Consider the following 23,933-nt stretch of genomic DNA (forward strand, 5'->3'; position numbering starts at 1 on the left):
TACCAGCCGCAAGGGATGGGGCGATCCACCCTGAGAGGCGGGATAGGGTGCTAACGCACGATCGATGAATGGAGGCCGCGATGACGACGCCAGGATGGGACCGGTCAGATCCGAATGCCCTGCGGTTCCTCATCGGCCGGGAGTTACGCGACGCTCGGGAACGAGCCCGCATGTCACAGCGCCAGGCCAGCGAACACCTCGGCTGCACCCAGACAAAGATCAACTACCTCGAATCGGGCCGTAATCAGCAACAACCTGACGAGGTAACTCACCTACTCAAGCTCTATGGCGCCGACGACGTCCACATCACACGCCTCGCCGCGCTCGCGTCCCAGGCCGACCAGACAATCTGGTGGGCGCCGTTCGGCGACGCCTTCCCGAACTGGTTCCGCACCTTCGTCGGACTCGAAGGGCTCGCGACCTCGGTATTCACCTACGAACAGACACTGCTCCCAGGACAGCTCCAGACACCCGAGTACGCAATGGCGCTTCTTCAGGGGAACCTGAGAGTTCCGCCGATCGATGCACCTCAGGTTGTGGAGGCGCGGATGGCACGACAACGCCTCACCGCAGCAAACAACCCGCTGCGGTATCGCGCCGTCCTGGAGGAAGTCGTACTCGATCGCCTGGTCGGCGGTTCTACGGTGATGCGGCCGCAACTCGAGCGCCTACTCGAACTGCAGGAACTCGACAACGTCGAGCTGCACATCATGCCGCTCAGCGTCACCGTCCACGACGGACTCGACGGCGACTTCATGCTGCTGAACTTCGACAATGCCCAATCGATCGGATATGTCGAATACCCGGCTGGCGCCCTGTACATGCAGGAACAGGACCAGGTGCAGTTGTATAAAATGGCAGCTGACCGGCTCTGTGAGGCAGCGCTGTCGGAGTCCGACTCCGCTGAAGTCATCAGAGCCCGAATCAGCACCCTGACAGACAAGGAGTGACGGTGAACACCGGCACCCGCCTCGAATGGCGGACATCCAGCTACAGCAGCAACGGCGAGAACTGCGTCGAGGTCGCCCCCTCCGCCGGCTGGCGGACATCCAGCCACAGCGGGGCCGGTGAGAACTGCGTGGACGTCGCCCCCCGCGATAGTCGCGTCTACCTGCGGCACAGCAAGCACCCCTCGCACGGCACGATCACCTTCGATCTCCACGCATGGACCGCGTTTATCGACGAATCGCGCAGCGGCTCGCGCAGCGCCAACGGCATCGTCAATGTCCGCAAGGACGGAGCGGACACCCTCGTCCAGACTGCGGATGGCGCGATCAGGCTCCGCTTCGACGATGGCGAATGGACCGCCTTCGTTGCCGGAGCCCGCGACGGCGAATTCGATTTCCTGCCGAACACGAATTGACGGCGGCGGCCCGCGCGGCGGCAGCGGTAACTCATGACGGAAGCTCTGACCGTCTGACAATGACGTCGCGATCCGCCATGGCTCCAGCCGCCTGCGCGGTGCCGGGTCGACGAGTGTCATCCATCCCGCTTCTGCAGCATTTGGTGGACTTCTCGCCAGTCGATTCCGGCTGGAGCTTTCGCCAGGATCGCGGCCAGTAGACCCAGCCGTGCGGTGCGGTCGGCGGGGTCGTCGGCCATGACCAGGACATCGTCGAAAAACGTGGTCAGTGGCTCGATCAGGGTGTGGCCGTGGGGGATCCATTCGGTCAACGGCTTGCCATCGGCAACAGGCACCGAACCCATCACGGTCAGGAGCTGCTGCTCGGCGGGGCCGATGAGCCTAGCGGGGTCGTAGGTGGTGGGCGCGGCGGGAGGCAGGATCCGCATGATCCGTTGCAGTCCTTCCACAAGGTCGGCGAATCGGTTGTCCTCGCTGGCTTCGCTGATCTGGTCGATCAACATGTCCGCGCGATGCGGGGCCTCGGCGGAGGGACGGACTGCGGCGATGAGTCCTGGACCGACTGCTTCGTCGCGGAGTCGCTGCTCGTAGCGGGTGGTGATCAGTTCCTCAGCAGTGGACAGGACCGCGGGGTCGATGGTGAGGCCCTGGCCGCGGAGTTGGTCGGCGGCGGTCCTGAGGCCGATTGGGATGGTGACGTCGGCGAGTTCGGGGTGGTCGCGCAGGATTGCCAGGATTCCGGCTGCCGCGCGGCGCAGGCCGTAGGGGTCGGCGTTGCCGGTGAGTTTGGCGCCGACGGCGAGCATCGCGACCAGGAGGTCGAAGCGGTCTGCCAATGCAAGGAGCGCGCCGGGTGTGGTGGTGGGGAGGTCGTCTCCGGACGAGCGGGGCAGCTCCATTTCCCACAGTGCCGTGGCCACTGGTTCGGATTCGCGGGACTTGGTCGCGTATTCGCGCGCCATAGTGCCGGCGAGGGAGGTCATTTCGATCACCATTTGGGTGGCGAGGTCGAACTTCGCGAGGGCACCAGCGCGGGTCAAGGTGGCCGCGTCAGCAGCAGGGAGGCCACTGCGGGTGCCAAGTATGGAGGCCGCTGTGGCAATGCGGTCGGCGCGGTCAGCCATGGTGCCGACCTTCTCGTGGAACATGAGTGCCCCGAGCCGGGCCCGGAACTGGTCAGGGGCGATGGTCAGGTCGACATTCCAGAAGAACGCGGCATCCTCGAAGCGGGCGCGGAGCACGTTTTCGTTGCCGCCGCGGACGACGTCGGCGTCGCAGTCGCCGTTGGCCATCGTCACGAAGACCGGCAGCAGGTCACCCGCGCCGGAGCGGACCGGGAGGTAACGCTGATGCTTGCGCATCACAGTGATGAGGATTTGTTCTGGCAGGTCGAGGTATTTCGGGTCGAAATGGCCCAGGATACCGGTCGGGGATTCGACGAGGTTGGTGATCTCATCGATCAGGTCGGCGTCGCCGTCGACGTCGATCCGGCCGTTCGCGGCCTCAGCCAGAGCGGCGGCCGAGGACACGACGCGTGCGCGGCGCTCGACCGGGTCGACGACGATTCCCGCGGCCTCGAGTACTGGGAGATAGTGGTCGGCGGCAGGGAGATCGAACGTCGGTGTAGCGGACTGGCGGTGGCCTCGGGTGCTGCGGCCCGCTACCAATGTGCCGGCGGTGATCGGGAGGATCTGGTCGCCGAGTAGCGCGGTGAGCCATCGGATAGGGCGGGAGAAACTCAATTCCGGATCACGCCAGCGCATGTTCTTGTCCGCCCGCAACGACAGGGTGAGCCGGGACAGGACATCGGTGAGTACCACTGCCGCCGAACGGCCGGCGCGAGTGCTCTCGACCGCGACGTGCTCGGCACCGCCGACTTCGATCCGTTGCAGATCATCGGCCGAAACACCCTGCGCACGAAGGAAACCGGCGAGAGCCGGAGTGGATTTACCGTCGGCATCGTAGGCTGCGGCGACCTTCGGGCCCCGGCGCACGTTCACGCTGTCGGGTTCCCTATCGGCGATGCCCTCGACTCGCACGCCGATCCGGCGTGGGGTCGCCTGCACGGTGATCTCACCATGCGGCAGGGCAGTGGAATCAAGGAGTTCGATGAGTGTGGCGCGCACGCTGGAAATGCTCGCGGTCACGACATGCGGCGGTAGTTCCTCGGTGCCGATCTCGAACAGCAGCACCGATCCGGGTGCTGAAGTGATCGTGGCGGGATCGACGGGAGAAGTGGCCAGCGGCGGCGGGGCGTGTACTCCGCGCGGATACCCGGCCTCCGCACGTAAGTCGGTCCACAGGGCGGCGATCTCGCGGGATTGCTTGCGCATCACCGCGAACCACTTCGCGCGCTCGGCTGTACTCACCGCACCGCGCGAATCCAGAATGTTGAATGCGTGGCTGGATTTCAGGACATGTACATGCGCAGGGACCGGCAGCCGGGTGGTGATCATCCGGTCGGCTTCGGCCGAGTACGCGGCGAGCAGGCCACGGGTGGTGTCGATGTCGGCGTCGTCGAGGTAGTAGCGCGACATCTCGTACTCAGACTGGCCGAACACTTCGCCGTAGCTGACGCCGGGCGCGTAGGCGATGTGCTCGAAGTGTGTGACGCCCTGGATCGCCATCAGGATCCGCTCGAGGCCGTAGGTGATCTCGACCGGGATCGGGTCGAGGTTCTGTCCCGCGACCTGTTGGAAGTAGGTGAACTGGGTGATCTCCATACCGTCGAGCCAGACTTCCCAGCCCAGACCCCACGCCCCGATCGCCGGCTGAGCCCAGTTGTCCTCCACGAACCGCACATCGTGGGCATCGAGGTCGATACCGAGCGCGGCCAGCGAACCCAGGTACAACTCCTGCGGATCACCCGGTTCAGGTTTGAGTATCACCTGGAACTGGGTGTGGGTCTGCAAGCGGTTCGGGTTCTTACCGTATCGAGAGTCGTCGGGACGTACGGATGGTTCGACGTAGGCGACGTTCCAGATTTCCGGACCCAGCACACTCAGCAGCGTGGCGGGGTTCATCGTGCCGGCACCGACCTCGGTGTTGAACGGCTGACCCAGCAGGCAACCTCGCTGCGACCAGTACGCCTGCAGACGAAGGATCGCTTCCTGCATCGATACGGGGACGGAGGGGTTGTCGTTGTGGGCAGTTGCCGTGGTCATCCGGAAATCCTATCGGTGGCGAGAGCGGGCATTCCGAGCGCTACTCCGGTCGCTGGAGCGAAGAAGCTGGGCAGGTGGCAGCCGCCGCGGCAGGCGTCGGCGACTGCGCAACCGGTGCAGGTTGGCCTGGTGGCGACCGCTGCGTGCACGGCGTCGGTCAAGGCGGGCCATGCTCCGGCGAGGGGTTCGGTGTGCAGGGAACCGAAGTAGACGTTGGAGTGCGGACAGTTCCGCAATCGGCCGTCGTAGGAGACGCTGCCCCACACCATTCCCGATTCGCAGTGCCCGGATATCTGCGACAGCCGCAATCCGAGGGTTGGGTCGTCGGACCGTAACGGGGTGTCGGTATCGGAGGTGCACACCTTCTGCGCGCAGGGCCACGCCACCGTCATCCCGGGGCATTCGGTGGCAAGGAGGTGGTCGATGCGGGTGATCAGCGGCATGGTGACCGACACCGGAATGCCGTAGCGGTCGTCGTGGCGGCCGGTCGGGACGTAGCGCATGACGCCGAACTCGCGCACCCCGAGCGCATGCACATCGCGGATGACGTCCAGCGCACCGTCGATGTTGCTTTTGACCAGTGTCATCTCCGCGACCACGGTGATGCCGGCGTCGATCAGCAGTCGCATCGCGTCGATCGCGCGGTCATAGGCGCGGGGATGGCCGGTCAGTTCGTTGTGGGTGTCGCGGTCGCCGTGGATCGAGACGAGGACACAGCGCACGTTCGCTGCTGCCAGCCGCTTCGCCCGTTCGGCGGTGAGGAAGTGGCCGTTGGTGAACACCACCTGGTACAGGCCGCGGCGTCCACCGTGTTCGAAGATCTCCATCGCATCGGGGTGCAGCAGTGTCTCACCGCCGCTGTAGCGGATGACGAAACAGCCCCGGTCTGCGCATTCGTCGAGGATCGAGCATGCCAGCTCGGTCGGAATATGCTTTTCCGGCAATGCTTTTACCGCGCGCCGGACCTCGGCGTCGCTCATGTCCGGGTCGATCTTCCACACGTTGTAGCAGAATCCGCACGCCCAGTTGCATACGGCGGTGAGCTCGATTTCCAGCCGCAGCGGGAAGTCCAGCTTCGTGTCGAACCGCTTGTCGACGCCCAGCAACGATCCGCGGCCGTCGTCCTGGACGGCTGCTGGCTGCGGGGAGGTCAGGGTGGCGACCAGGTCGGCGGCGTCGGCGGCGACGCGTGAGGGGGCGGCGTTGTAGCGCTGCGCGATATCGCCGATGACGGTGTCGTCATCGGCGCCGGAGAACATCAGGGACACCATCGATTCGGCGACCGCGTTGCGGAGTCGATGGAAGGTGCCGGTGTGTGGGTCGAACAGCAGGCCGAGGTCGGCACGGTATCTCAGCTGCTGGGTCAGGGCCCGGGACAGGGTGGCGGGCATAGCGATGCTCCTCGCGTCGAGCGGTCAGGCGGGTGATAGCCGCGCGAACAACGTGGTGACGTCGTCGGCAACGCGCTCCGGCGGCACCTCATAGGTTTGGGCGAGCGTCTGCGTGATCTGCTCGAGGTCGAGACCCTGATAGGCCAGCTGTACTGCCTCCGCGGCGGTGGTGTTGACCAGTTGTTCGCAGCGGTCGCGTTGCCAGTCGTGCAGCAATTGCTTGCCCGGGTGATAGCGGTAGTGGCGCAGGATCCACTGCGGCGACCCGGTCGGGGCTTCGTCGATGGCCCGGTAGATCGCGCGGGCCTGGTCGATGTGGTCAGCGACCGACGGTCGTTCCAGCAGTCGACCCGCGTAGTCGCGCACGGTGGGGTCGTCGATGCCGATATGCCAGCCGCGGAGCTGCTGGAAGTAGGTCGACACCATCACATCCGCGAGCCCGAAGTCTCCGACGAGGAACGGACCGCCCGAACGGCGCAACAATCCGGACACTACATCGCACAGCCACCGTGCCTGCTCCACCGCGCCGGGCCCAGGAATGCCGGGGGCGGTACGGAGCGAGCGTGCGTAGGACGCGCCCTCGCGCAGGTACGGCAGGTCGTGACTCGCCCAGGCGGAGATAGAGCGGACCAAGGCCCGTTGGCGTCGCGTGGTGCCCATGAGGCTGGGACCGGAGTCCGGTGCGATTTCATCGAGGTATTCGGCGATCGAGACCACATCTCCGGCAACGGCTCCGGTCTCGGTGTCGGCCAGAATCGGGACCCGAGGCAGCAGCGACATCGCGGAGTCCTCCAGAATGCCTTCGACATCGGCTTCCGCGAGTTCGTCGGCATCACACGCGCAGCCGATACCGGCCTCGCGTTCGTCGGTCCCGTCGCCGGCGAACAGCACCCCGTCCGGACTTTCCCGGATCGGCCAATCCAGCTCCACGATCCTTTCGGCCACTGGAAGGCCCTTCTCGGCCACCGCGACTCGACCGCGCATCGACCATCCCGAAAAGTGGAGATCACCCACGTACAAGGTCAGCATTCGACCACCCCTTGTTGTTGCCGCCGGTCCCTGGCCGACCACACCGCGGCCGACCAGGGTTGTCATCTCAGTCGCACTGGCGGCTGATCATCGATTTCGTCTCCACCTTGGGGGCTTCGTACTCCCCACGCTCGGCCGTGGTGGTGGCGTGCTCCGACATGACTTTTCCCTTCCGTCGGTCTCCTGGACGGTGGCTGGAGTGCACGAATCCTGCTACTTCCGAACAGATTTTCGATCAGCCACGATTCGAGTGTCTGTCCACTGCGCTGTATGTGCTATCCCTGCTGCATCCCGAGTTTCTGGACACCCTGGACTGGAGTGGACATTTTCTGGACACAGGTAGTACGGCCGCTCGGGAAACCCGATGTCGCATTCGCCTTCGCTGGACATAAGGTGGACAGATGCTGGCGCCGCCCTCTATCGACCAGGTGAAGGACAGCTTGAGACGGGTGCGCCGCGGACTCGGATTGGCGCGGCCCACAGCACTGCTCACCATCATCGACGAACCTGTGCAGGCATATCTGTGCCGCGACTCCGACACCGAGCCTGGCTCTGCCGAACACATCGAACATCTCGCCGCAATCCTGCGTCAGGCGATCGGTCAGCTCACCGAGAGCGAGCGGGTCTACGCCGAAGTGGATTTCAACGTTCGACCTGACCACAGTTACCCGACGCTCACCGACAGGCAAGAGTCCCTGGCCCAGCACCTCAAGTGCGCGGTCAAGACCGTGCGCCGCCGTTCCGACCAAGCCCTCGACACCCTGGCTTATCTCCTGGTAACGATCTCGTCGGCTCCTGACGGGGCACAGACGCAGGCCATCGACCGCAGCCCGAGCCACCACGGCCGGGCCAGCAAACAGGATCCCTACGATGCTGTGCGCCGGTTCTGGGGCCTGCGTCCTAGCGGTGGCGTCGACATTGTCTGCTCCGAAATCCCCGTGGACGAACGTCCAGAGTATGCGTCACCACAGGATCGGAACTACCTGCGGTATGCCAAGTTCGCTGACTTGGACACATTGATCTTCGTCCGCACCCAACTGGCGCAACTCGCTCCCACCGCGGTTGTGCGCGACTTCGCGCCCTCGGAGTACTTCGATACCCAGGTCGAGGTTCTCGTGGTGATCGGCGGCCCACCGTGGAACGCCAAATACCGGGAGTTCCTCCCTCAGTTACCCTTCTACTTTGATGCGAATCCGCTCGGTGAGGACGACCCGCTCGTCGTACCCGAACTGGACAACCTCTGTATGGCTCCACGGTGGACACCCGGTGGCGAGCTGATCGAAGACCTCGCCGTGCTCACCCGGCTCACCGTGCAGGGAACCACCGCGCTACTGCTGGGCGGGTGCCTCACCCTCGGGGTCCTCGGCGCGGCCCGCGCACTACTCGATCCACGACGAGGACCCACCAATGTCGAATACCTCTCCGACCACGTCGGTCAGGATGACTTCGTCGTGGTCACCGAAGCCCGTCGCGTCGGCGGCATCACCGACGTCGCCGACCTCACCGTCATGGAGCCCCTGCTGCTCATGTCCCGCCCCCACGGCGCGAACTGGGGAGTCGTGATCGACAACACCAAACGCTTCACCTGCCATCACCGCTGCTCCCCCGGGCAAACGGCGTGACGAATCTGGACGACATCGCCACCTATGTCGTGAATCTGCCACGGCGGAAAGACCGCCGAGCATGGATCAGCGCCCGGCTACCTTCGGCAATGACGGTCACCTACACCTCGGACCTCGACGTGGTCATCGACGGCCGGCAACTCGCCACCAGCGACCTCCAGGCGCTTGGAATCAAGCTGTTCGACTGGCAAATCGACTCCGACAACCCGTGGTGGAATCGACCGCTCAAATACGGCGAAATAGGCTGCACTCTCGCTCATCTCGCATGCTGGAACCACGCCGAGAAGCACAGCGCAGCCCCGTACACTCTGATCCTCGAAGACGACGCGACCCTCCCACCGGAATTCGCACCACGCCTTCTCCAGACCCTGAACCTGATCGACGAAGTCGATATCGCATTCGACATGCTGTACCTCGGGCGCGACCTGCTCCGGCCGGACACCCCTACGCCGGTTCCCGGGATCGTCCACCCCGGCTACAGCCACTGCAGCTACGCCTATCTGCTCACTCGCAGTGGCCTGCGTACCGCACTGTCCACCGAACTCACCGAGGCCATCGTGCCGGTCGACGAGTTCCTTCCCGCCCTCTACACACCACATCCACGACCCGATGTGCGGGCACGGTTCGCACCGCGACTCACCGCGCTAGCGTTCGATCCGCCGCTGGTCACACAACGACCGAAGGACGACGCCGGCAGCGACACCGAGAATTCCGACTTCATTCGGTGGTGATGCGCGGCTTCGATCACCGCATCGGTCGCGGTGCCGTCCAGTGTTCGATCAGCGCCGAAAGACGTTTACCGGGCCACTCGCCGATCGGCGTGTGAACATTGACGCCGGTGACGACGTGCTCACTCGGCACGTTCTTGGTCACGACCGCGCCGGCCGCGACGTAGCTGCGAGGCCCGATCCGGACGCCGCCGACCACTCGTGCACCAAACCCGACCACCGAATCCGCCTCGACCACGGGCGGTTCTTCATCCACTCCCCACCAACCCAGATGCGGACTCGTGTACTCGTGGACCAGCTCGCCCATCACGGTCGCGCGGTCACCGATCACCGTCGCATCGCAAACGAACCCAGCGACACACGCGTCCGCGCCGATCGTGACGCGATCACAGATGTAGGCGCCGTGGACGACCCGGGTCCGGTCGCCGATCACACACCCGTACCCGATCCGTGCCCGGTCTTCTACCACGCACTCCATGCCAAGAGCTGTGCCTTCCTGGATGATGACCTGGTTGAACAGCAGACTCCGATCTCCGATCACGACAGGAGTACCCGCCGACCATCGCCCACGTTGAGCTTCCCGCAGACGCGTTTCCTTCGGGCATCCCAGAACGCAGTGCTCGCCGATGATCACATCATCACCGAGCCGAATCGGCCCGTGCAGGTCCCTGGGAGTCACGAGGCGGGCGCGACCTGGCCGACCAGCCAGTCAACCGTCTCCGAGATCGCCTGATCTTCGCGCTCCCGCGAGTCGAAGCCGTGATCCGAACCAGCGATGGTACGCAGCGCCGTATTCGGCCTCGACATCGCGGCCCGAGCGGAAATCTCGTAGGAGACCGCGGTGTCACGGTCTCCATGGACGATCAGCGACGGCACGGTGCTGTCGAGGAATCGTGCCAGTGGGTCGTAGTGGGCGAACTCGCTGAACAACACGCGGCCGAGTTCGAATTCCCCGTCGACCACCAGGACTCCGGTGTCGTGCAATAGTTTGCGCTGCGACGCGCCGAAGTTCTCTTCACCCCACGCCAAATCCGGCTCCAGGAACGTATGCCGCAGGTCGAGGACAGGATTCCACAGCACCAACCGATCAAGCCCATCAGCAAGCCACGGCAGCGACAGCACCGTGGACACGGCCCCGAAACTAGCCGCCACAATCGAAAACCGGCCCGGAAACCGCCCCTGGAGGAACTGCACCGCAGCCTCCAGATCCAGGCACTCGCCAGCAATGGTCACTCCGCGTTGCGTCCCACCGCTGTTTCCATGCCCCCGGAACGAGAACCGCACGACATCAAATCCCACAGCGGTCAGTCGCTCGGCCAAGCGGACGAACATCCCACCGCCCTCGTCCATATCCACAGTGATCCCGTGCACCAGCAGCACGACCCCCTTGGCCGGAACGGATGCCATATGGACCGCTGCGTCGAGCCGCACACCGTCCACTGATCCCAATGTGACGCTCTCAACCGGCAAGGTTTCCTCCGCTCAATCCCCAGGCTCGGACCACAGTGCGTCCATCGTCTCGTGCGATACGGGCCGCGACAATTCATCCTCCGCCGCGAACGCCATGTTCACAATCGTGCGGCGGCCCCGCCGAATCGGGTGCACCCGATGCAGCGTCGTACTCGCCCGCATGAGATACACCTGTCCCGGACCGGCCTCCAGCCGGTGGATCGCGCGATCACGAAGTACCTGCTCGATGCCCGGCTGCTGCTTATCCCACACCGTGCCCGGGACACACTCGACGAATCCGCCGTCAACGGTGTCCGGGCATTCGGCCACCCACACCAGCGCGAAACTGTAATCGTCCCAATGCCATCCATGCGTGTCACCCACCCGGTCCAGCTGGGTAACCACGAACTGTTCGGGCTCATACGGGCATGAATACACAGCTTGACCGGCCACGGCAGCCACAACCTCGGCGACCTCGGGTGATGCATACGTCTCCCGGATCACAACTCCGCTCTCCGCGATCTGCGCCCGCCTCACGTTCCTCATCCGGCGAGGCGTGAAACCTGTCTCGGCGAAAGCCAAGTCCCGACGGACGCCCAACTGCTCCGCCAACCAGATGGCCTCAGCCGCAATCGCATACCGAACTGACGCGGGAAAGAGCCAGGACACCACCGCGGCACCGTGCCGCTCCAGGTCGTCATGCGCGGCGGCGATCCGCTGCGCATGTTCGACTTCGTACCTCGTGTTCACACCACCGGTCATAGCGGACCGCGCTGCGCTCACTTCCACCCGACCCGCCGCTGCAACCACGCAACCGTTGCGCGACCTGACTCGGCGCGGTGCCGACGCAGAGCCACCGACTGCGACCCTCCAGGCCGACGGCTCTCTCGGATCCAGTACCCCGCCAGCGCGCACACCAGCGCAGAGATCGCATCAGGATCGACGCCCCGGGTGAGGGCGTGCGAGCCCAGGATCGGTTCGGGATCGACCCCATGCAGGGCGAAGGCGGTCGCCAGGAACACCAGATCCACCCACGCCGCACCCACGGATGGCCAGGACCAGTCCACGATCATCACCGTGCCATCGGGGCGCACCAGCATGTTGTCGGCGCGAAGATCGGTATGCAGCAACGTCTGCCCGACCGTGGCACGCTCCCACCCGGATTCGAGAACAGCGAGCCGATCCACGTTCCGGGCCGACCACTCGTCCAAGTTACCGGCCAGCTCGCCGCCGGCCAGCTTCCGCCAACCTGATAAGTCCGATCCGAGATCATCGGCCAGGGTCGGTACGTCCGGTAGTGGGTTCGGTGTCAGCATCCGTGCCATGTCCTCGACCACGGCGAGCACCGCCGCCAATTCCGTAGGCTGGTCGAAACGGGGATGGCGACCGGTGACGTCGTCGAATACCAGGACTCGCCACCCGTCGATTTCCAGCATGAACCTCACCGCTGGTGCCGGGATCTCTGCTGGGAGCTGAGTCGCGGTGTCGCCTTCGATCCGGTACCGGTGGGCGAAACGGTCTCTGATGGGGATTGCTTTGGCAAACACCGTGCGACCGTCCACCATCGCTAGCCGGGATGCCATTCCGCGGCTGAATCCGCCCGGTTGGGTCGATCCCGAACGCACTCCCGCGCCCAAGCGACTCTCGATCTCGCCTCGCACCGAGATGGGCAGCTCGCTCCACGCGATCCGGGACACCGGGATTTCGATCTCGGTCATCGGACAATAGTGCCGCGCGAACAGCGGCCTTCACCAGCTAATTTCCCGCTCGGCAGCCCGTCCGGGATGATCGTCGTCCCGGGCGATAGCGGGTCATAGTAGCCCTGACCGAGTAGGAGGCCGTCATGGTCGTAAGCGACGGTACCGAATCTGGAGGTGCCCACCGAGGTCAGCCAACAGGCGGCCGATCAGGACAGATCAGAACCCAACATCGAATACATGATCATGTCCCGACGCTCCTCGCCGACCAGCTGCCAACTGCGGAGCAGGCCCTCACACTGGAAACCCACACGCTCAGCCGTCCGCTGGGATGCGGCATTCCAGGGCTCGACATATAGGTGAAGGCGGCGGATCTCCAGGTCAGTAAGGGCCCAGGCAGTGACCGCTCGAAGCGCTTCCGCAGCGACCCGCTGACCACGAGCGGACTTGACCACCCAGTAGCCCAGCATCGCACGCCCCTCGTCCAGGTCCCGCAACCACAGACCGACCGACCCGAGCGGCCGACCGTCCTCAACCCGCACGATGACGAACGGATACCCACTGCCGGTCGATACACGCTCCCACTGCCGACGCACGAAGGCTTCGCCTGCTTCTCGCGAGTACACCGCCGGAACGGTCGTGATCAACGGGATGTGATCGTCGCTCGACGCCTCTCGAACCAGAGGCAGGTCGCTGATCTCCCAGGAGCGGAGCACAAATCTGTCGTTTGCAGTCAAACGCGGGATATCCAACGGGGCAACCATGCTCGCATCCTGCCGAGATGCCCACGCAGGCGCACGCCCATTTCACACCCGAGATCTGCGGGTTCGGCCAACGGAATGGCTTCACCGCCAAGGTGCGGGACGGCGGTGGGACCACGATCGAGCAATGGCGCCTCTAGTCGATCCAGTACCGTCGCATCGTGCTGCCGTCGGCCCAAAGCTCGACCCCCTCCAAGACCCCGCCGCAAGCCTCGATGACGTATTGACTGAACTAACTTCGTAATCCTTGCAGGTCAGCTTAGGTTTCTGCTAGCTTTCCTCGCCATGTGCGAAGAGGGCGGCGAGCGATATCTGTCGAGACTCGTTGTGCCGGACGTCGGTCGGCTCCAAAGGACCGGTGACGTGTGGGAGCCATACCAGCTTCTCGACGCGAACGGCGCGGTCATCGAACCCGCGGCGAGGTACTTCGCCGAGCTACAGGCCACCGACAAGCAGCCGTCGACGATCCGGTCATATGGCAGCGATCTGCTTCGCTGGTGGCGGTTCCTCGCCGCGATCGGCATGTCGTGGGACAAAGTAACGCCAATGGAGGGGCGCGACTTCGGACGATGGAGGTTGTTGGCGGACAAGCCGATGAGAGTTCATTGGCGGCACCGGACCGACGGCCAGTTGCCCGGTTTGCCCCGCGGCCGCCCCAGCCAGGTCGTCAATGCCGTCACTGGCAGGCCGAGCCCGGGACCGAAGTACTCGCCAGCGTCGCGGGCGCACGCCGAGACCGTCTGGCGGGCGTTCTACGACTTCCAGCTGGAACTCGGCAAAGGCCCATTGATCAACCCATTCCCGCTGGACCGCTCACGACGCTCAAGGCGGGCTCACGCGCACCACAACCCGATGGATCCGCATCGGAAGGAGCGGGTCGGCCGCTATCGGCCGAAGGTTCCCAAGCGGATCCCGAAGAAGATCCCCGACGAGCAATTCAACACGGTGTTCGCGGCACTGAAGTCGAACCGGGACCGCGCCCTGCTGGCGCTCTGGGTGTCCACCGGCGCCCGCGCCGAAGAACTACTGTCCGCCTGCCAGGGCGATGAGGATCCCGGCCAGCAACTGATCACGGTTACACGAAAGGGTTCTCGCAAAGCTCAGCAGTTGCCGGCTTCGCCTGATGCGTTCGTCTGGCTGCGGCTCTACCAGGAATAACTCTGGCGCAAGGGCGCTTCCCGCGGTCACCGCCATCCACTCTGGTTCACGCTACGCCGACCTTGGCGGCCGCTGTCCTATCACGCGGCCCGAGCAATGTTCACCCGCGCCCAGGAAGCGCTCGGCTCCAACTATCCGCTCCACGCCCTTCGGCACACCGCGGCCTACCGCATGGCCGATGACCCGGACATGGACATCACCGACGTCCAGTGGATCCTTGACCACGCCGATCTGACGACCACGCAGCTCTACACCACCCCTACCCACGGTGAGGTGATCACGGCTGCGCTCGCCCACCACGCGCGCCAGAACGAGCGCGCGGCAGCCCCACCGGAGCCGCCAGCGTCGGGTTACGACCCACGTTCTCTCGACGTCATATTCGGCAGGACGCAGTGAAATCATCGACAACCACAGCGACGGCTGAGGTCGGTTCGACCAGCCGAAAGCAGGAACTGACGCGCGAAGCGCGTGGAGTGCTCGCCGAGACCATCCTGGATCAATTTCCCGCTCGACCAGTGCTTTCCGCTTCGCGTCAGGCCCTGACCGTCGAGAAAACCATTGAACGGCTCGAGGGGTTACGGCTTCCTCCGGTGTCGGACGATATGCGCTTTCGTCGCAGACTGTGTGTCAAGAGGCTGCTCGGCAGGCTGGAGATCTTCCCTGGCGAGACCTGGCAGCAGCGATGGCAGGCCAGCGGTGCCGAAACCGCTGAGCCGCACTGGACTGCGGCCGCCGCGGAATGGCACCGGGCACACGGCCGGGTAGGCGACAAGTCCCAGCTGCTGACCGCGCTGATGCTGCTGTCCATTGCAAGGATCATCTGTCCCAGCCCGACATTCCTGCTTACTATCAACCGAACCGGAACCTGGACGACTAGGATCGCCGAGTATCGCGATCCGTCGGGTTTCGGGCTACTCAAGACGGCGATGACGCCCGAAATCCGGTCGAGCACCTGCCTCCCCGTCATCCGATGGCAGCTCTGTGTCCTGCTGCTGACCAAGGGCGGCGGCGTTCGCGACATCACCGTCGGAGACTGTGTCGAGTTACGCAAGCAGGAGATAGCCATCGGTTTGCCCGGAAAGGGGCGCTATCTGTTCTACACCCTGCTCGAGGCTGCGGGATTCCTTCCGCAGGGTGCGCCGGTGACCCTGCGCGCAATCATGAACTATGGCGGACGATCCAGCATCGAGCGACTCGTGGATCGGTATCACGTCGCTGATCCCGAGGTCCGCAACCTGCTGGTCAGCTACCTGGCGGAACGGCAAGTCGCCCTGGACTACACCACACTCGACTCGTTGTCGCGGGTGCTGGTTATGAATTTCTGGACGGATCTGGAAGCACACCATCCAGGCATCGACTCGCTCGACCTCGACCCGAAAGTGGCGCATGCGTGGAAAGAACGCCTCCGCGTCAAGATCCAGAATAAGCGCCTGCCGGACGGGACCACCGTCGAGGTCACCGTCCCACGGGTGAACTACCTCCAACTCCTGACCACAGTCCGGGCGTTCTACCTGGACATCGCGCAATGGGCTACCGAGGATTCTGCGCGATGGCCGCGATGGGCCGTTCCGTGCCCCATCCGCGCGTCGGAAACCGCGCACTCGACCAGGAAGGTCAATTCGCGCCGAAAGGCGCGCATGGACCAGCGGACCCGCGAACGCCTGCCCTTGCTGCCAGTTCTGGTGCGGACCGCCGAACGCCGCACCGAGGAGGCCCGCCTCCGACTGGACGCAGCGTTGAATTCTGAACCCGGCAAGCCGTTCACCGTCTTCGGCGAGACCTTCACCAGAGTCTCCGCACGCAGAAACGAAAATCAGCGGCTCAGTATGGTTACGGGCGTCTTCGACTCGACCGGCCGCCGCCGCCACCTTCGTGCCGAGGACCATCGTGCCTTCTGGGGTTGGGCAGCAGTCGAGTTTCTTCGGCACACCGGCGTCAGGGTCGAGGAGATGCTCGAAACGAGCCATCACAGCATCATCCAGTATCGACACCCCCAAGCAGGGCAGATCATCCCGCTGCTGCACGTCGCGCCGTCCAAGACCGACGAGGAACGCCTCCTCGTCGTCAGTCCGGAGCTGGCCGATGTCATATCCGCGATCATCGCCCGAGTTCGGCAGAAGGACGGAGCCATTCCATTGGTCCCCTTCTATGACCTCTCCGAACGATGCTGGGCCACGCCGGCTCCGCTGCTGTTCCAGTGGAACAACGGCAGCCATACGCGAGCCATAGCGGCGTCGACGATCCGCAAATGCATCAGGGAAATACTCGAGTCGACGGACATAAAAGACGCCGGCGGCCAACCGCTCTACTTCGTGCCCCACGACCTGCGCAGAATATTTGCCACGGACGCAATTCTGAACGGGATGCCCCCGCACATTGCGCATGCTGCTGGGTCACAACGACATATCCACCACCATGGGTTACAAGGCCGTCTACCCACAAGAAGCAATCAACGGCCACCGCGCGTTCATCACGCGGCGCCGAGGAACGCGGCCGAGCGAGGAATACCGCACCCCTACCGATGCCGAGTGGGAGGAATTCCTGGGCCATTTCGAGCGCCGCAAGGTTGCGCTCGGCGAATGCGGGCGCGCATACGGAACTACCTGCCAGCATGAGCACTACCTGTCGCTCGTCGATGGCCGCTGCGGCGGAGGTGGCGGCGGCGAGTGCGTTGTCCAGGCCGGCCCGGTTCTTGCGGGTGGTCCCGGAGAACCCTTTGTCGATGAAGATCCGCTCGCGCGGCGCTCCGAGCGCCAGTAGTTGTTCGGTTTGGATCTCGACGTCTTGTTCGTCGGTGGAGCAGCGGCAGTATCCGATGCGGAACGGCTCACCCATGCCGAAAGTGTTCCAGATGGCGGGGGTTGACCGGCACAGTTTGCGGAACACCTCTACGGAACACCGGTGTGCTGGGCCGATGTTCGTTCTGCGTGGTGTTCCGGTGGACGATCGGGTTACGGAACAGGTCAGGGGGTGTTATCGGTGTGTGGGGGTTTGTTGTGGGGTGAGGAAGTGGTTGACGTCGACGATGAGGAACAGTGCGGTGGCGGTGGTGACCACGTGGGCGTGGTCGTTTTCGATGGTGGCTTTCAGGTGGAGTTTGCGGCCGTCGCGGGAGTGGATGTGGGCGCGGAGGGTGTAGGGGGTGTCGAGCAGGATCGGGGCGAGGTAGTCGATGGCGAGGTGGCGGGTGACGGCGGGTTCCCCGACGGTGTAGAGCAGGAGTCCGAACAGTTCGTCGAGGACGGTGGCGACCGCGCCGCCGTGGGCGATCGCTGGGGCGCCGACGTGGCGGGAGTCGAAGCGGTGGTGGGCGTAGACGCCGTGTGTGTCGCGTCGGGCGCGTAGCTGGTGGCCGTGGGGGTTGGCCGGTCCGCAGCCGAGGCAGTGGTCGTGGTGGGGCGGCAGGTCGGCGGAGTCGGGTGCGTGTACGGGGAAGGCGGGGATCCAGTCCGGGACCTGGCGGGGCTCGGGTGTGTGGGTGCTGGGTGTGTTCTCGGTCATGGGTGCTTTCTGTGAGTGTGTTTAGGCGGTGATGAGGATGTCGCAGTGGGTTTTGCGGGCGAGCTCGATCGGTGGGGTGGACAGCAGCTGGGCCAGCAGTGGTGACCGGTGGGGGTTGGCGGTGACGATGAGGTCGGCGGCGGTGGCCGCGGCCAGGTGCAGCAGCGCGGGTAGGGCGGGTTCGTCCAGGATGTGGGTGTCGACGTCGGTGGCGCCGTGGGCGAGGGCGTGCTGGTGGGCGATGCGCAGGACGGTGTCGGCGGGGGTGCTGCCGTGCAGCGGGGAGGTCTCGGGTCCGGGCCGGTCGAGGTGGGCCTTGGGTGTGTGTTCGTCGATGCGGTGGCGAGCGCAGACGATCAGTAGCCGGGCGTGGGTGGCGTGGGCGAGTTCTGCGGCGTGCTCGACCACACGGTAGGAGCGGTCGGATCCGTCGGTGTCGACGATGATCGTGTGGTAGGCCGTCATGACGGGCGTCTTTCACGAGGAGAGGCGTGTGAGGAGGGGGGAGAGGTTCTCATGTGCGGGCGTGGCGTGCGGCCGGGGGCCAGGACGGCCAGCACGATCGCTGTGGCGGTGGTGAGGGCGGCCAGTGCGAGCGCGGCCTGGCCGCTGCCGTGCACGAACGCGGCTTGGGCGAACTCGGCCAGCGGCGCGGCTACCGGTCCTGCCTGGTCGGCGACTTGCAGGGCGGCGGCCAGGGAATCGGCGACCGGGCCGCGGGCGGGCTCGGGTAGCCGGGCCAAGGCGGGCTGGATGCGGTGGGTGTAGCCGGCGGCGAGGACGCTGCCGGCCACGGCGATCCCGATCGCGGCGCCGATCTCGCGGGCGGCGTCGTTGACCGCGGCGGCGACCCCGTGTTTGGCCTCTGGGGTGTCGGCGACGATGGCATAGGTCGCCGGGGCGGTGCACAATCCCAGGCCCGCGCTCATGATCAGCAGCGGCCACAGCAGGTCGGGATAGTTTGCGGCCAGGGTCAACCGGCTCACCAGCACCAGCCCGGCGGCGATGGTGAGCAGGCCGGTCACGGTCATCACCCGTAATCCGACCAGGCTCGACAGCCACGGCGCGATCACCGAGATCGCGACCAGCGGCACCACCATCGGTGCCAGTGCCAGCGCCGAGGCCAGCGGCCCGTAACCGAAGATCAGCTGCAGGTACTGCACCAGCAGCAGGAACACTCCGAAGGTGACCAGGAACTGGATGGTCACCGACAGCGACCCGGCACCGAAACCGCGGCGGGTGAACAACCGCACGTCCAGCAGCGGCGCCGCGCTGCGCAGTTCGACGACCACGAACGCCACCGCCGCGGCCACACCGATCCCGGCCGCGGCGGCGACGAGCGGGTCGGCCCAGCCGCGTGCGGGGACCTCGATCGCGGCGAACACGATCGCGGCGACCGCGACCGCCACCGTGCCCGCGCCGACCCAGTCCACCGGCGGATGCTCACGGTGGCGGGATTCGGCGATGGTGCACGCCAGCACCGCCAGCACCGTCCCGGCCACGGTCAACCCGACGAACACCGAGGGCCACGACCATCGTTCGAGCAGCACCCCGGCACCGAGGATCCCCAGCACCGCCCCGGATCCGGCGACCCCGGCCCATATCCCGACCGCCCGGCCGCGATGAACAGGGGCGAACCCCGCGGTCAGGATCGACAGCGTCGAGGGCATCACCAGCGCCGCGCCCGCCCCGGCCAGGGCGCGCGTCGCGATCAGCCACACCGGCTCGTCCAGCAGCAGCGGCAGCGCCGAGGCGGCGGCGAACACCACCAATCCCGCCACCAGCACCACACGTCGCCCGTAACGGTCACCGACGGCGCCGGCGGGCAGCACCAGACACGCCAGCACCAGTGTGTAGCCGTCGACGATCCAGGTCAGCTGAGCTTGGGTGGCCCCGGTCGCGACCGCGATCTGCGGCAACGCCGAATACAACGCCGCCATCGCCGCGACCACCAGCGCCACCGCCAGGCACGACACCGTCAGCATCCACCACTCGGCCCGGGTCCACCGGGCGATCTCGACAGTGTCCGTCCCAGGCGTGTCCACCGGCACCTCCCGACTTTAGAGACCGATAGTCTCTGTGCGAGACCATTCGTATCATAGGGGTCGGGGTGTGGGATAGAGTCCACTCACACCCACAGCCGCACGGCACGAATCCGGAGGAACACGCGTCCATGACCGACCCGCACCCCGCGGACGACGAGCAGGCCGATCCGCGGCTGGCACGCTCACGCAACCGGTTGCTCGACGCGGCCACCCATCTGCTGTCCACCGGCGGTGTCGAGGCGGTCACCGTCGAAGCGGTCACCCGCGTATCGAAAGTCGCGCGCGCCACCCTCTACCGGCACTTCGGCAGCACCACCCATCTGCTCGCGGCGACCTTCGAACGGCTGCTCCCCCACGTCGACGCCCTCACCGGCACCACCCCGGTACGCGAGCAGCTCCTCACGCTGCTCACCACCCAAGCCGACCTCATCGAACAGGCCCCGGTACAGATGACCACCCTGGCCTGGCTGGCCATGGGATCCATCGACGACAACCACACCGACCCGGCCGCGCTCACCTCACTACGCGCCCGCGTCATCGAGCAATACCGCCGACCGTTCGACCAGATCCTCACCAGCCCCGACGCCCGCGCCACACTCGGCGAACTCGACACCACCTTCGCCATCATCGAACTCCTCGGCCCGATCGTGTTCGCCCGCCTCACCGGACTACGCACCATCGACCACGACGACTGCGCCCGGCTCGTCGACAACTTCCTCACCGCTCACTCAACAGCCACCGCATCAACCAGCCCGACCGGCACCGGCAGGCCGTAACCACAGATCGGCCGCGCAGTCAGAACAAGGTGTCACGCACCCGCAGCGGCCGGTACCCGGTCGGGCCCAGCTGGGCCAGCTCGGCGTCGATGTCGACCTCGATCGCGCCGAAGAAATTGATGTTGGCACTGTGGGCCGGGCTGATGTGGGCCAGGACCTCGTCATCGATACGCTGCCCGGCCCGACGCATCTGATCGACAGCGAGCCCGTAATACTCCGTGGTCCAAGCGATCACAGCGTTGGTCGCCAAGGTCAGGCACCAGGCTTGCTCGGTCTGGTCCTCGAGATGGCGTGCCCGAATCATCCCCTTATGGGCATAGAGCAGGTCGCGCCGCAGCGCGTGCAGCGACTCGCCCTTGTTGAGCTGCCGCGAGATCTTGCGCCGATAGTCCGGATCGGAGAGGTACCTCGCGGCGTAGATGGTGCGCCGCAGCGCCCCGTACTCCTTGAGCGCCGCGGCCAGAGTGTTCTGCCGCCCCGACGCCGAGAGCTTGCCGACCAGCAGCGACGCGGTGGCGTGCCCGAACTTCAACGATCCGGCCAACCTGAGCAGATCGTCCCAGTGCTCGGCGATCAAACCCGAGATTCGCTTTGCGGGTCATCAGCGGGCCCGCGTGCGGGAACCGGGCCTCGGCCTGCGCGCGCGGGCCCGGCCGGTACAGGGTGATCCGGCCCAGATCCCGGATCCGCGGCGAGAGCTGCATCCCGAGCAGGTCGAACAACCCGAAGTTGACCAGGGTGACCCCGTGGGTGTCGGTGGCGTGCTCGGTGATCGGCAGATCCGCTGCATTGCCCAGGATCTCATCGAGCACGTAATGGGCTTCACGTTTGGTCGCCACGATCACCTTGGTGCCGTAGGTGGCATGCTGATCGGTGACATGGGTGTAGGTCGACAGGCCCTCGCTGGCGAAATACCGGCTCAACGGCCTGGCCGTGGTTGATTTCCCACGCGTCGGGAACCGCTGCCCATCGCTCGACGACAGCGTTCCGGCACCGAACACCGCGGTCAGCGGCAGCCGCTGATGGTAGCCGATCAACACGAGGTTGGCCGCGCGCAGGGTCTCCTCGCGCACATACCACTCATCGGTCCAGGCCAGGATGTCGTAGGTGATCCCGCACGCCTGCGCCATCCGGGTCAACCCCAGGTTCGTCGAGTGCGCCAGCAGTACCGCGATCAGATTGCGTTTGAGCTCCGGCGTCCGGGTGGCCTGGCCGCCGGCGTGGGTGAAGCAGTCCAGGTAGCCGGTGCGCTTGTCCAACTCGATCAACAAGGAAACGATCGGCGCGAACGGCAGCATCTCGGTCAGCTCGGCCTTGAGCGCGATCGCCTCGGCGGGAACATCTTCCGCGCTCAGCGGCGAGATCACCAGATCCCCGCCCTCGTCCACCCTGACCGGGCCGTCCCCGCCGGCCAGCACCGCCTCCAGCTCACCGACCGCATCGTGCAGTTCGGCGACCACGGCCGCCAGCGCGACGCCCGGATCGGCGGATCGCCCGACCAGGCGGCAGAACTCGCCGCGTTGCGGTTCCCACTGCCCAGTGGTGATCAGGTAGGCGGCCGGGTCGGCGTAGCGGCGCGAGCCGGGCACGAACACATCCCCGCTGCGCAGCCCGTCGCGCAGTCCGAGCAGTACGCACAATTCCCAGTAGTGCCGGTACGCGGTGGCGCTACCGGTCTTTCGGGCCTCGTCGAGGTAGCCGCGCCATTTCGTCGGCACGAACCCGGTCGGGGCGTCGTCGAAGACCTTGCGCCGCCCGGTCGCGTTCAGCTCGCGCAGCATGTTCACCGCGATCAGCAGCTCGGTAGCGGCGGTGCCGCCGGCGAAGCGCACCGCTTCAAGCACTGCGGGGGTGAACTGGCGCAGGTAGTTGTAGGAGGAATCCAGCGCTGCCAGATGCCCGTGATCACGCGGCAACCTGGGTTTGGCCTGGGCGATCGCCGCGCGCAGGCGCTCCCACCCGATCTTCTCGCCGCGGATCAGCGCGCCGATCTCCTCATCAGCCACCGTCGGGTCGGTGACGATTTCCAAGAGATCGTCCAGCAGCGCCTGGCGGTCCTCGCCGGTCTTGCCGCGCTCGGCCAGCTGCTGCTGCATCTTCCGTTCGGCGGCACCGAACTTCGCCGAGATCGCCTGATCGAACAACACCACGACCTCATCGAGCACATCGGTGCCCGACTGGGCCAGCACCGTGAGCAGGATCGGATACCGGCGCTGCGGATCCCGACGCTCCAGGGCTTGCGGACTCAGACGCCGGCCCATCGTGGCCAAGAACCGGCGCCGCTCGGCGGGCAGCACCGACAGATCCAGCCGATCAGCACCCAAACCCCGCAGAAACCCCAGCTTGTCGACCTCGGCGCGGACCGCAGCCGCCGACGCCTCCACCGGCCCGGTCGACAGCCACCGCAACCGCGAGATCCCCAGCGACGCGTCCGTGACCAGCAAGCCGTCCAACTCCGCACACCGCGCCGCAGTGAACTCGTGAGCGAGCCGGTCATAGGTTTCGGTCTGGGCCTGGTGCCGGGCGTGGGCGACCCGCTCCACCACGGTGACAGGGCCCGGCCGGATCACCTTCGCCGAGATCAGATACTCACACGCCAGCCGGAACAACAGAGTCGGGGAATCGTGCTCCATCGCCCGCGCGAGCAGGAACTCGTCGAGCTCCTTGAACTCCAGCGCACCGGCCGCACGCCATCCCAGGTACCGCGCGGCCAGGCGCACATGCTCGGTGCGGGTCTTGGCTCGCCTGCCATAGGCACCGATCACCACCGGGTCGACCCGCAGCTGCTCGGCGAGGCGGGCCACCGCCCCCGGTGGGGCCGTGACCAGCCGATCCGGCACGAATCCCAGCCACGGCAGCGTACACAACGCGATCGCCAAGCCCAGCCGTTCGGCCGGTCCCCTGCCGCGGCCCGGATCCACGAACGCCAGATCCGCCGACGTGAGCGTGAAGTATCGAAACAGCTCCTCGCGGCTGATCTCCGGGAATCCCCGCAGACGTTCCAACTCCTCGTCCGCGAACATCCGCGTCGCCACGAACCCCAGCCTCCACCAGCGCCGACCAACACCAACACCGGCAGCCAAGCACCAACCAGCCGACAGCGCATGCCGAACCCGAAACCCGATGCCTACCAGGCGGCTACGCCATATCCGCCTGATTTTCGGCGGATGCTACGGCTACCCCTTTAGGGGATCGATAGGTGGTAGCGCCGCCGACTCCGGTGGCCAGGGTGTCCGCATCGTGCTCCTA

Annotated in this window: 18 protein-coding genes and 3 pseudogenes; 8 read left to right on the forward strand and 13 right to left on the reverse strand. The window is 65.7% G+C overall.

The features are described from left to right. The first annotated feature begins 68 nt into the window (after window positions 1-68). Together NS6_RS28605 and NS6_RS28610 are read left to right on the forward strand one after the other, a co-directional pair. Window positions 69-950, forward strand: a complete 882-nt coding sequence (locus NS6_RS28605) for a helix-turn-helix domain-containing protein (protein ID WP_197986986.1) — start codon at window positions 69-71, stop codon at window positions 948-950. A 2-nt stretch (window positions 951-952) separates the two neighbouring features. Beyond that, on the forward strand, window positions 953-1,363 hold the full coding sequence (locus tag NS6_RS28610) for a DUF397 domain-containing protein (RefSeq protein ID WP_051047393.1): 411 nt from the start codon (window positions 953-955) through the stop codon (window positions 1,361-1,363). A gap of 116 nt (window positions 1,364-1,479) precedes the next feature. Here NS6_RS28610 and NS6_RS28615 read toward each other — a convergent pair whose 3' ends face one another. The 3 genes from NS6_RS28615 to NS6_RS28625 are packed head-to-tail and all read right to left on the reverse strand — an operon-like array spanning window position 1,480 to window position 6,947. Beyond that, window positions 1,480-4,527, reverse strand: coding sequence for a glycine--tRNA ligase (locus NS6_RS28615; protein WP_051047389.1), 3,048 nt, complete (start codon window positions 4,525-4,527; stop codon window positions 1,480-1,482). Further along, window positions 4,524-5,918, reverse strand: a complete 1,395-nt coding sequence (locus NS6_RS28620) for a radical SAM protein (protein WP_051047388.1) — start codon at window positions 5,916-5,918, stop codon at window positions 4,524-4,526. Before NS6_RS28620 ends, NS6_RS28615 begins: the two co-directional genes overlap by 4 nt. 24 nt (window positions 5,919-5,942) lie before the next feature. Continuing rightward, a complete protein-coding gene (locus NS6_RS28625) occupies window positions 5,943-6,947 on the reverse strand; it encodes a PqqD family peptide modification chaperone (protein ID WP_043737901.1) in 1,005 nt (334 codons plus the stop codon). Window positions 6,948-7,348: 401 nt separating this feature from the next. Between NS6_RS28625 and NS6_RS28630 the strand changes: the two genes are divergently transcribed. Then, entirely contained in the window at window positions 7,349-8,569 is a 1,221-nt protein-coding gene (locus NS6_RS28630; RefSeq protein ID WP_082393300.1) for a hypothetical protein, read from the forward strand. Further along, window positions 8,566-9,300, forward strand: a complete 735-nt coding sequence (locus NS6_RS28635; protein ID WP_043737899.1) for a glycosyltransferase family 25 protein — start codon at window positions 8,566-8,568, stop codon at window positions 9,298-9,300. Before NS6_RS28630 ends, NS6_RS28635 begins: the two co-directional genes overlap by 4 nt. A gap of 13 nt (window positions 9,301-9,313) precedes the next feature. Here NS6_RS28635 and NS6_RS28640 read toward each other — a convergent pair whose 3' ends face one another. From NS6_RS28640 to NS6_RS28660, 5 genes are all read right to left on the reverse strand, one after another. Beyond that, window positions 9,314-9,976, reverse strand: coding sequence for a DapH/DapD/GlmU-related protein (locus tag NS6_RS28640; RefSeq protein WP_043737896.1), 663 nt, complete (start codon window positions 9,974-9,976; stop codon window positions 9,314-9,316). Beyond that, window positions 9,973-10,767 carry an alpha/beta hydrolase gene (locus NS6_RS28645; protein ID WP_043737894.1) on the reverse strand — a complete coding sequence of 265 codons (795 nt, stop codon included), beginning with the start codon at window positions 10,765-10,767 and terminating at the stop codon, window positions 9,973-9,975. The genes NS6_RS28640 and NS6_RS28645 overlap by 4 nt, the downstream gene beginning before the upstream one ends. A gap of 12 nt (window positions 10,768-10,779) precedes the next feature. Continuing rightward, window positions 10,780-11,508 (reverse strand): HalD/BesD family halogenase, encoded by a 729-nt coding sequence (locus NS6_RS28650; protein ID WP_054814845.1) that lies wholly within the window; start codon window positions 11,506-11,508, stop codon window positions 10,780-10,782. Window positions 11,509-11,525: 17 nt separating this feature from the next. Beyond that, the gene (locus NS6_RS28655) at window positions 11,526-12,464 is read right to left on the reverse strand and encodes a phosphotransferase (RefSeq protein WP_051047385.1); all 939 of its coding nucleotides are present in this window, start codon (window positions 12,462-12,464) and stop codon (window positions 11,526-11,528) included. Window positions 12,465-12,652: 188 nt separating this feature from the next. Further along, entirely contained in the window at window positions 12,653-13,207 is a 555-nt protein-coding gene (locus NS6_RS28660; RefSeq protein WP_043737892.1) for a GNAT family N-acetyltransferase, read from the reverse strand. 282 nt (window positions 13,208-13,489) lie between these two features. On the opposite strand from NS6_RS28660, the gene NS6_RS28665 reads away from it, so the two are divergent. From NS6_RS28665 to NS6_RS28670, 3 genes and pseudogenes are all read left to right on the forward strand, one after another. Further along, on the forward strand, window positions 13,490-14,362 hold the full coding sequence (locus NS6_RS28665) for a site-specific integrase (protein ID WP_228792425.1): 873 nt from the start codon (window positions 13,490-13,492) through the stop codon (window positions 14,360-14,362). A gap of 54 nt (window positions 14,363-14,416) precedes the next feature. Then, a pseudogene (locus NS6_RS36080) lies at window positions 14,417-14,758 on the forward strand (tyrosine-type recombinase/integrase); the annotation flags it as partial. Further along, window positions 14,755-16,977: a tyrosine-type recombinase/integrase gene (locus NS6_RS28670; RefSeq protein WP_051047384.1), complete on the forward strand. Its 2,223-nt coding sequence runs from the start codon at window positions 14,755-14,757 to the stop codon at window positions 16,975-16,977. The pseudogene NS6_RS36080 and the gene NS6_RS28670, both read left to right, overlap by 4 nt. A gap of 94 nt (window positions 16,978-17,071) precedes the next feature. Here NS6_RS28670 and NS6_RS36085 read toward each other — a convergent pair. From NS6_RS36085 to NS6_RS28685, 4 genes and pseudogenes are all read right to left on the reverse strand, one after another. After that, a pseudogene (locus NS6_RS36085) lies at window positions 17,072-17,197 on the reverse strand (recombinase family protein); the annotation flags it as partial. 138 nt (window positions 17,198-17,335) lie between these two features. Continuing rightward, complete coding sequence (locus NS6_RS28675) at window positions 17,336-17,863, reverse strand: PaaI family thioesterase (protein ID WP_051047383.1); 528 nt, start codon at window positions 17,861-17,863, stop codon at window positions 17,336-17,338. Window positions 17,864-17,884: 21 nt separating this feature from the next. Next, window positions 17,885-18,328, reverse strand: coding sequence for a universal stress protein (locus NS6_RS28680; protein WP_043737890.1), 444 nt, complete (start codon window positions 18,326-18,328; stop codon window positions 17,885-17,887). Continuing rightward, window positions 18,325-19,848 carry an MFS transporter gene (locus NS6_RS28685; protein ID WP_210747209.1) on the reverse strand — a complete coding sequence of 508 codons (1,524 nt, stop codon included), beginning with the start codon at window positions 19,846-19,848 and terminating at the stop codon, window positions 18,325-18,327. The genes NS6_RS28680 and NS6_RS28685 overlap by 4 nt, the downstream gene beginning before the upstream one ends. A gap of 188 nt (window positions 19,849-20,036) precedes the next feature. Between NS6_RS28685 and NS6_RS28690 the strand changes: the two genes are divergently transcribed. Continuing rightward, window positions 20,037-20,684, forward strand: a complete 648-nt coding sequence (locus NS6_RS28690; RefSeq protein ID WP_043737888.1) for a TetR/AcrR family transcriptional regulator — start codon at window positions 20,037-20,039, stop codon at window positions 20,682-20,684. A 19-nt stretch (window positions 20,685-20,703) separates the two neighbouring features. On the opposite strand, the pseudogene NS6_RS28695 reads toward NS6_RS28690, so the two are convergent. Then, window positions 20,704-23,719 (reverse strand): annotated as a pseudogene (locus tag NS6_RS28695) (Tn3 family transposase). Window positions 23,720-23,933 lie beyond the last annotated feature (214 nt).

Origin of the sequence: Nocardia speluncae NBRC 108251, from assembly GCF_001613245.1 — a bacterium.
In the GTDB taxonomy this organism is placed as follows: domain Bacteria; phylum Actinomycetota; class Actinomycetes; order Mycobacteriales; family Mycobacteriaceae; genus Nocardia; species Nocardia speluncae.

Coding starts and splice junctions, on each gene's coding strand:
- NS6_RS28605 (WP_197986986.1), top strand. CDS start 69: ATGGAGGCCGCGATGACGACGCCAGGATGGGACCGGTCAGATCCGAAT.
- NS6_RS28615 (WP_051047389.1), bottom strand. CDS start 4,527: ATGACCACGGCAACTGCCCACAACGACAACCCCTCCGTCCCCGTATCG.
- NS6_RS28675 (WP_051047383.1), bottom strand. CDS start 17,863: ATGACCGAGAACACACCCAGCACCCACACACCCGAGCCCCGCCAGGTC.
- NS6_RS28690 (WP_043737888.1), top strand. CDS start 20,037: ATGACCGACCCGCACCCCGCGGACGACGAGCAGGCCGATCCGCGGCTG.
- NS6_RS28665 (WP_228792425.1), top strand. CDS start 13,490: ATGTGCGAAGAGGGCGGCGAGCGATATCTGTCGAGACTCGTTGTGCCG.
- NS6_RS28685 (WP_210747209.1), bottom strand. CDS start 19,848: ATGCTGACGGTGTCGTGCCTGGCGGTGGCGCTGGTGGTCGCGGCGATG.
- NS6_RS28620 (WP_051047388.1), bottom strand. CDS start 5,918: ATGCCCGCCACCCTGTCCCGGGCCCTGACCCAGCAGCTGAGATACCGT.
- NS6_RS28630 (WP_082393300.1), top strand. CDS start 7,349: ATGCTGGCGCCGCCCTCTATCGACCAGGTGAAGGACAGCTTGAGACGG.
- NS6_RS28655 (WP_051047385.1), bottom strand. CDS start 12,464: ATGACCGAGATCGAAATCCCGGTGTCCCGGATCGCGTGGAGCGAGCTG.
- NS6_RS28650 (WP_054814845.1), bottom strand. CDS start 11,508: ATGACCGGTGGTGTGAACACGAGGTACGAAGTCGAACATGCGCAGCGG.
- NS6_RS28660 (WP_043737892.1), bottom strand. CDS start 13,207: ATGGTTGCCCCGTTGGATATCCCGCGTTTGACTGCAAACGACAGATTT.
- NS6_RS28625 (WP_043737901.1), bottom strand. CDS start 6,947: ATGCTGACCTTGTACGTGGGTGATCTCCACTTTTCGGGATGGTCGATG.
- NS6_RS28680 (WP_043737890.1), bottom strand. CDS start 18,328: ATGACGGCCTACCACACGATCATCGTCGACACCGACGGATCCGACCGC.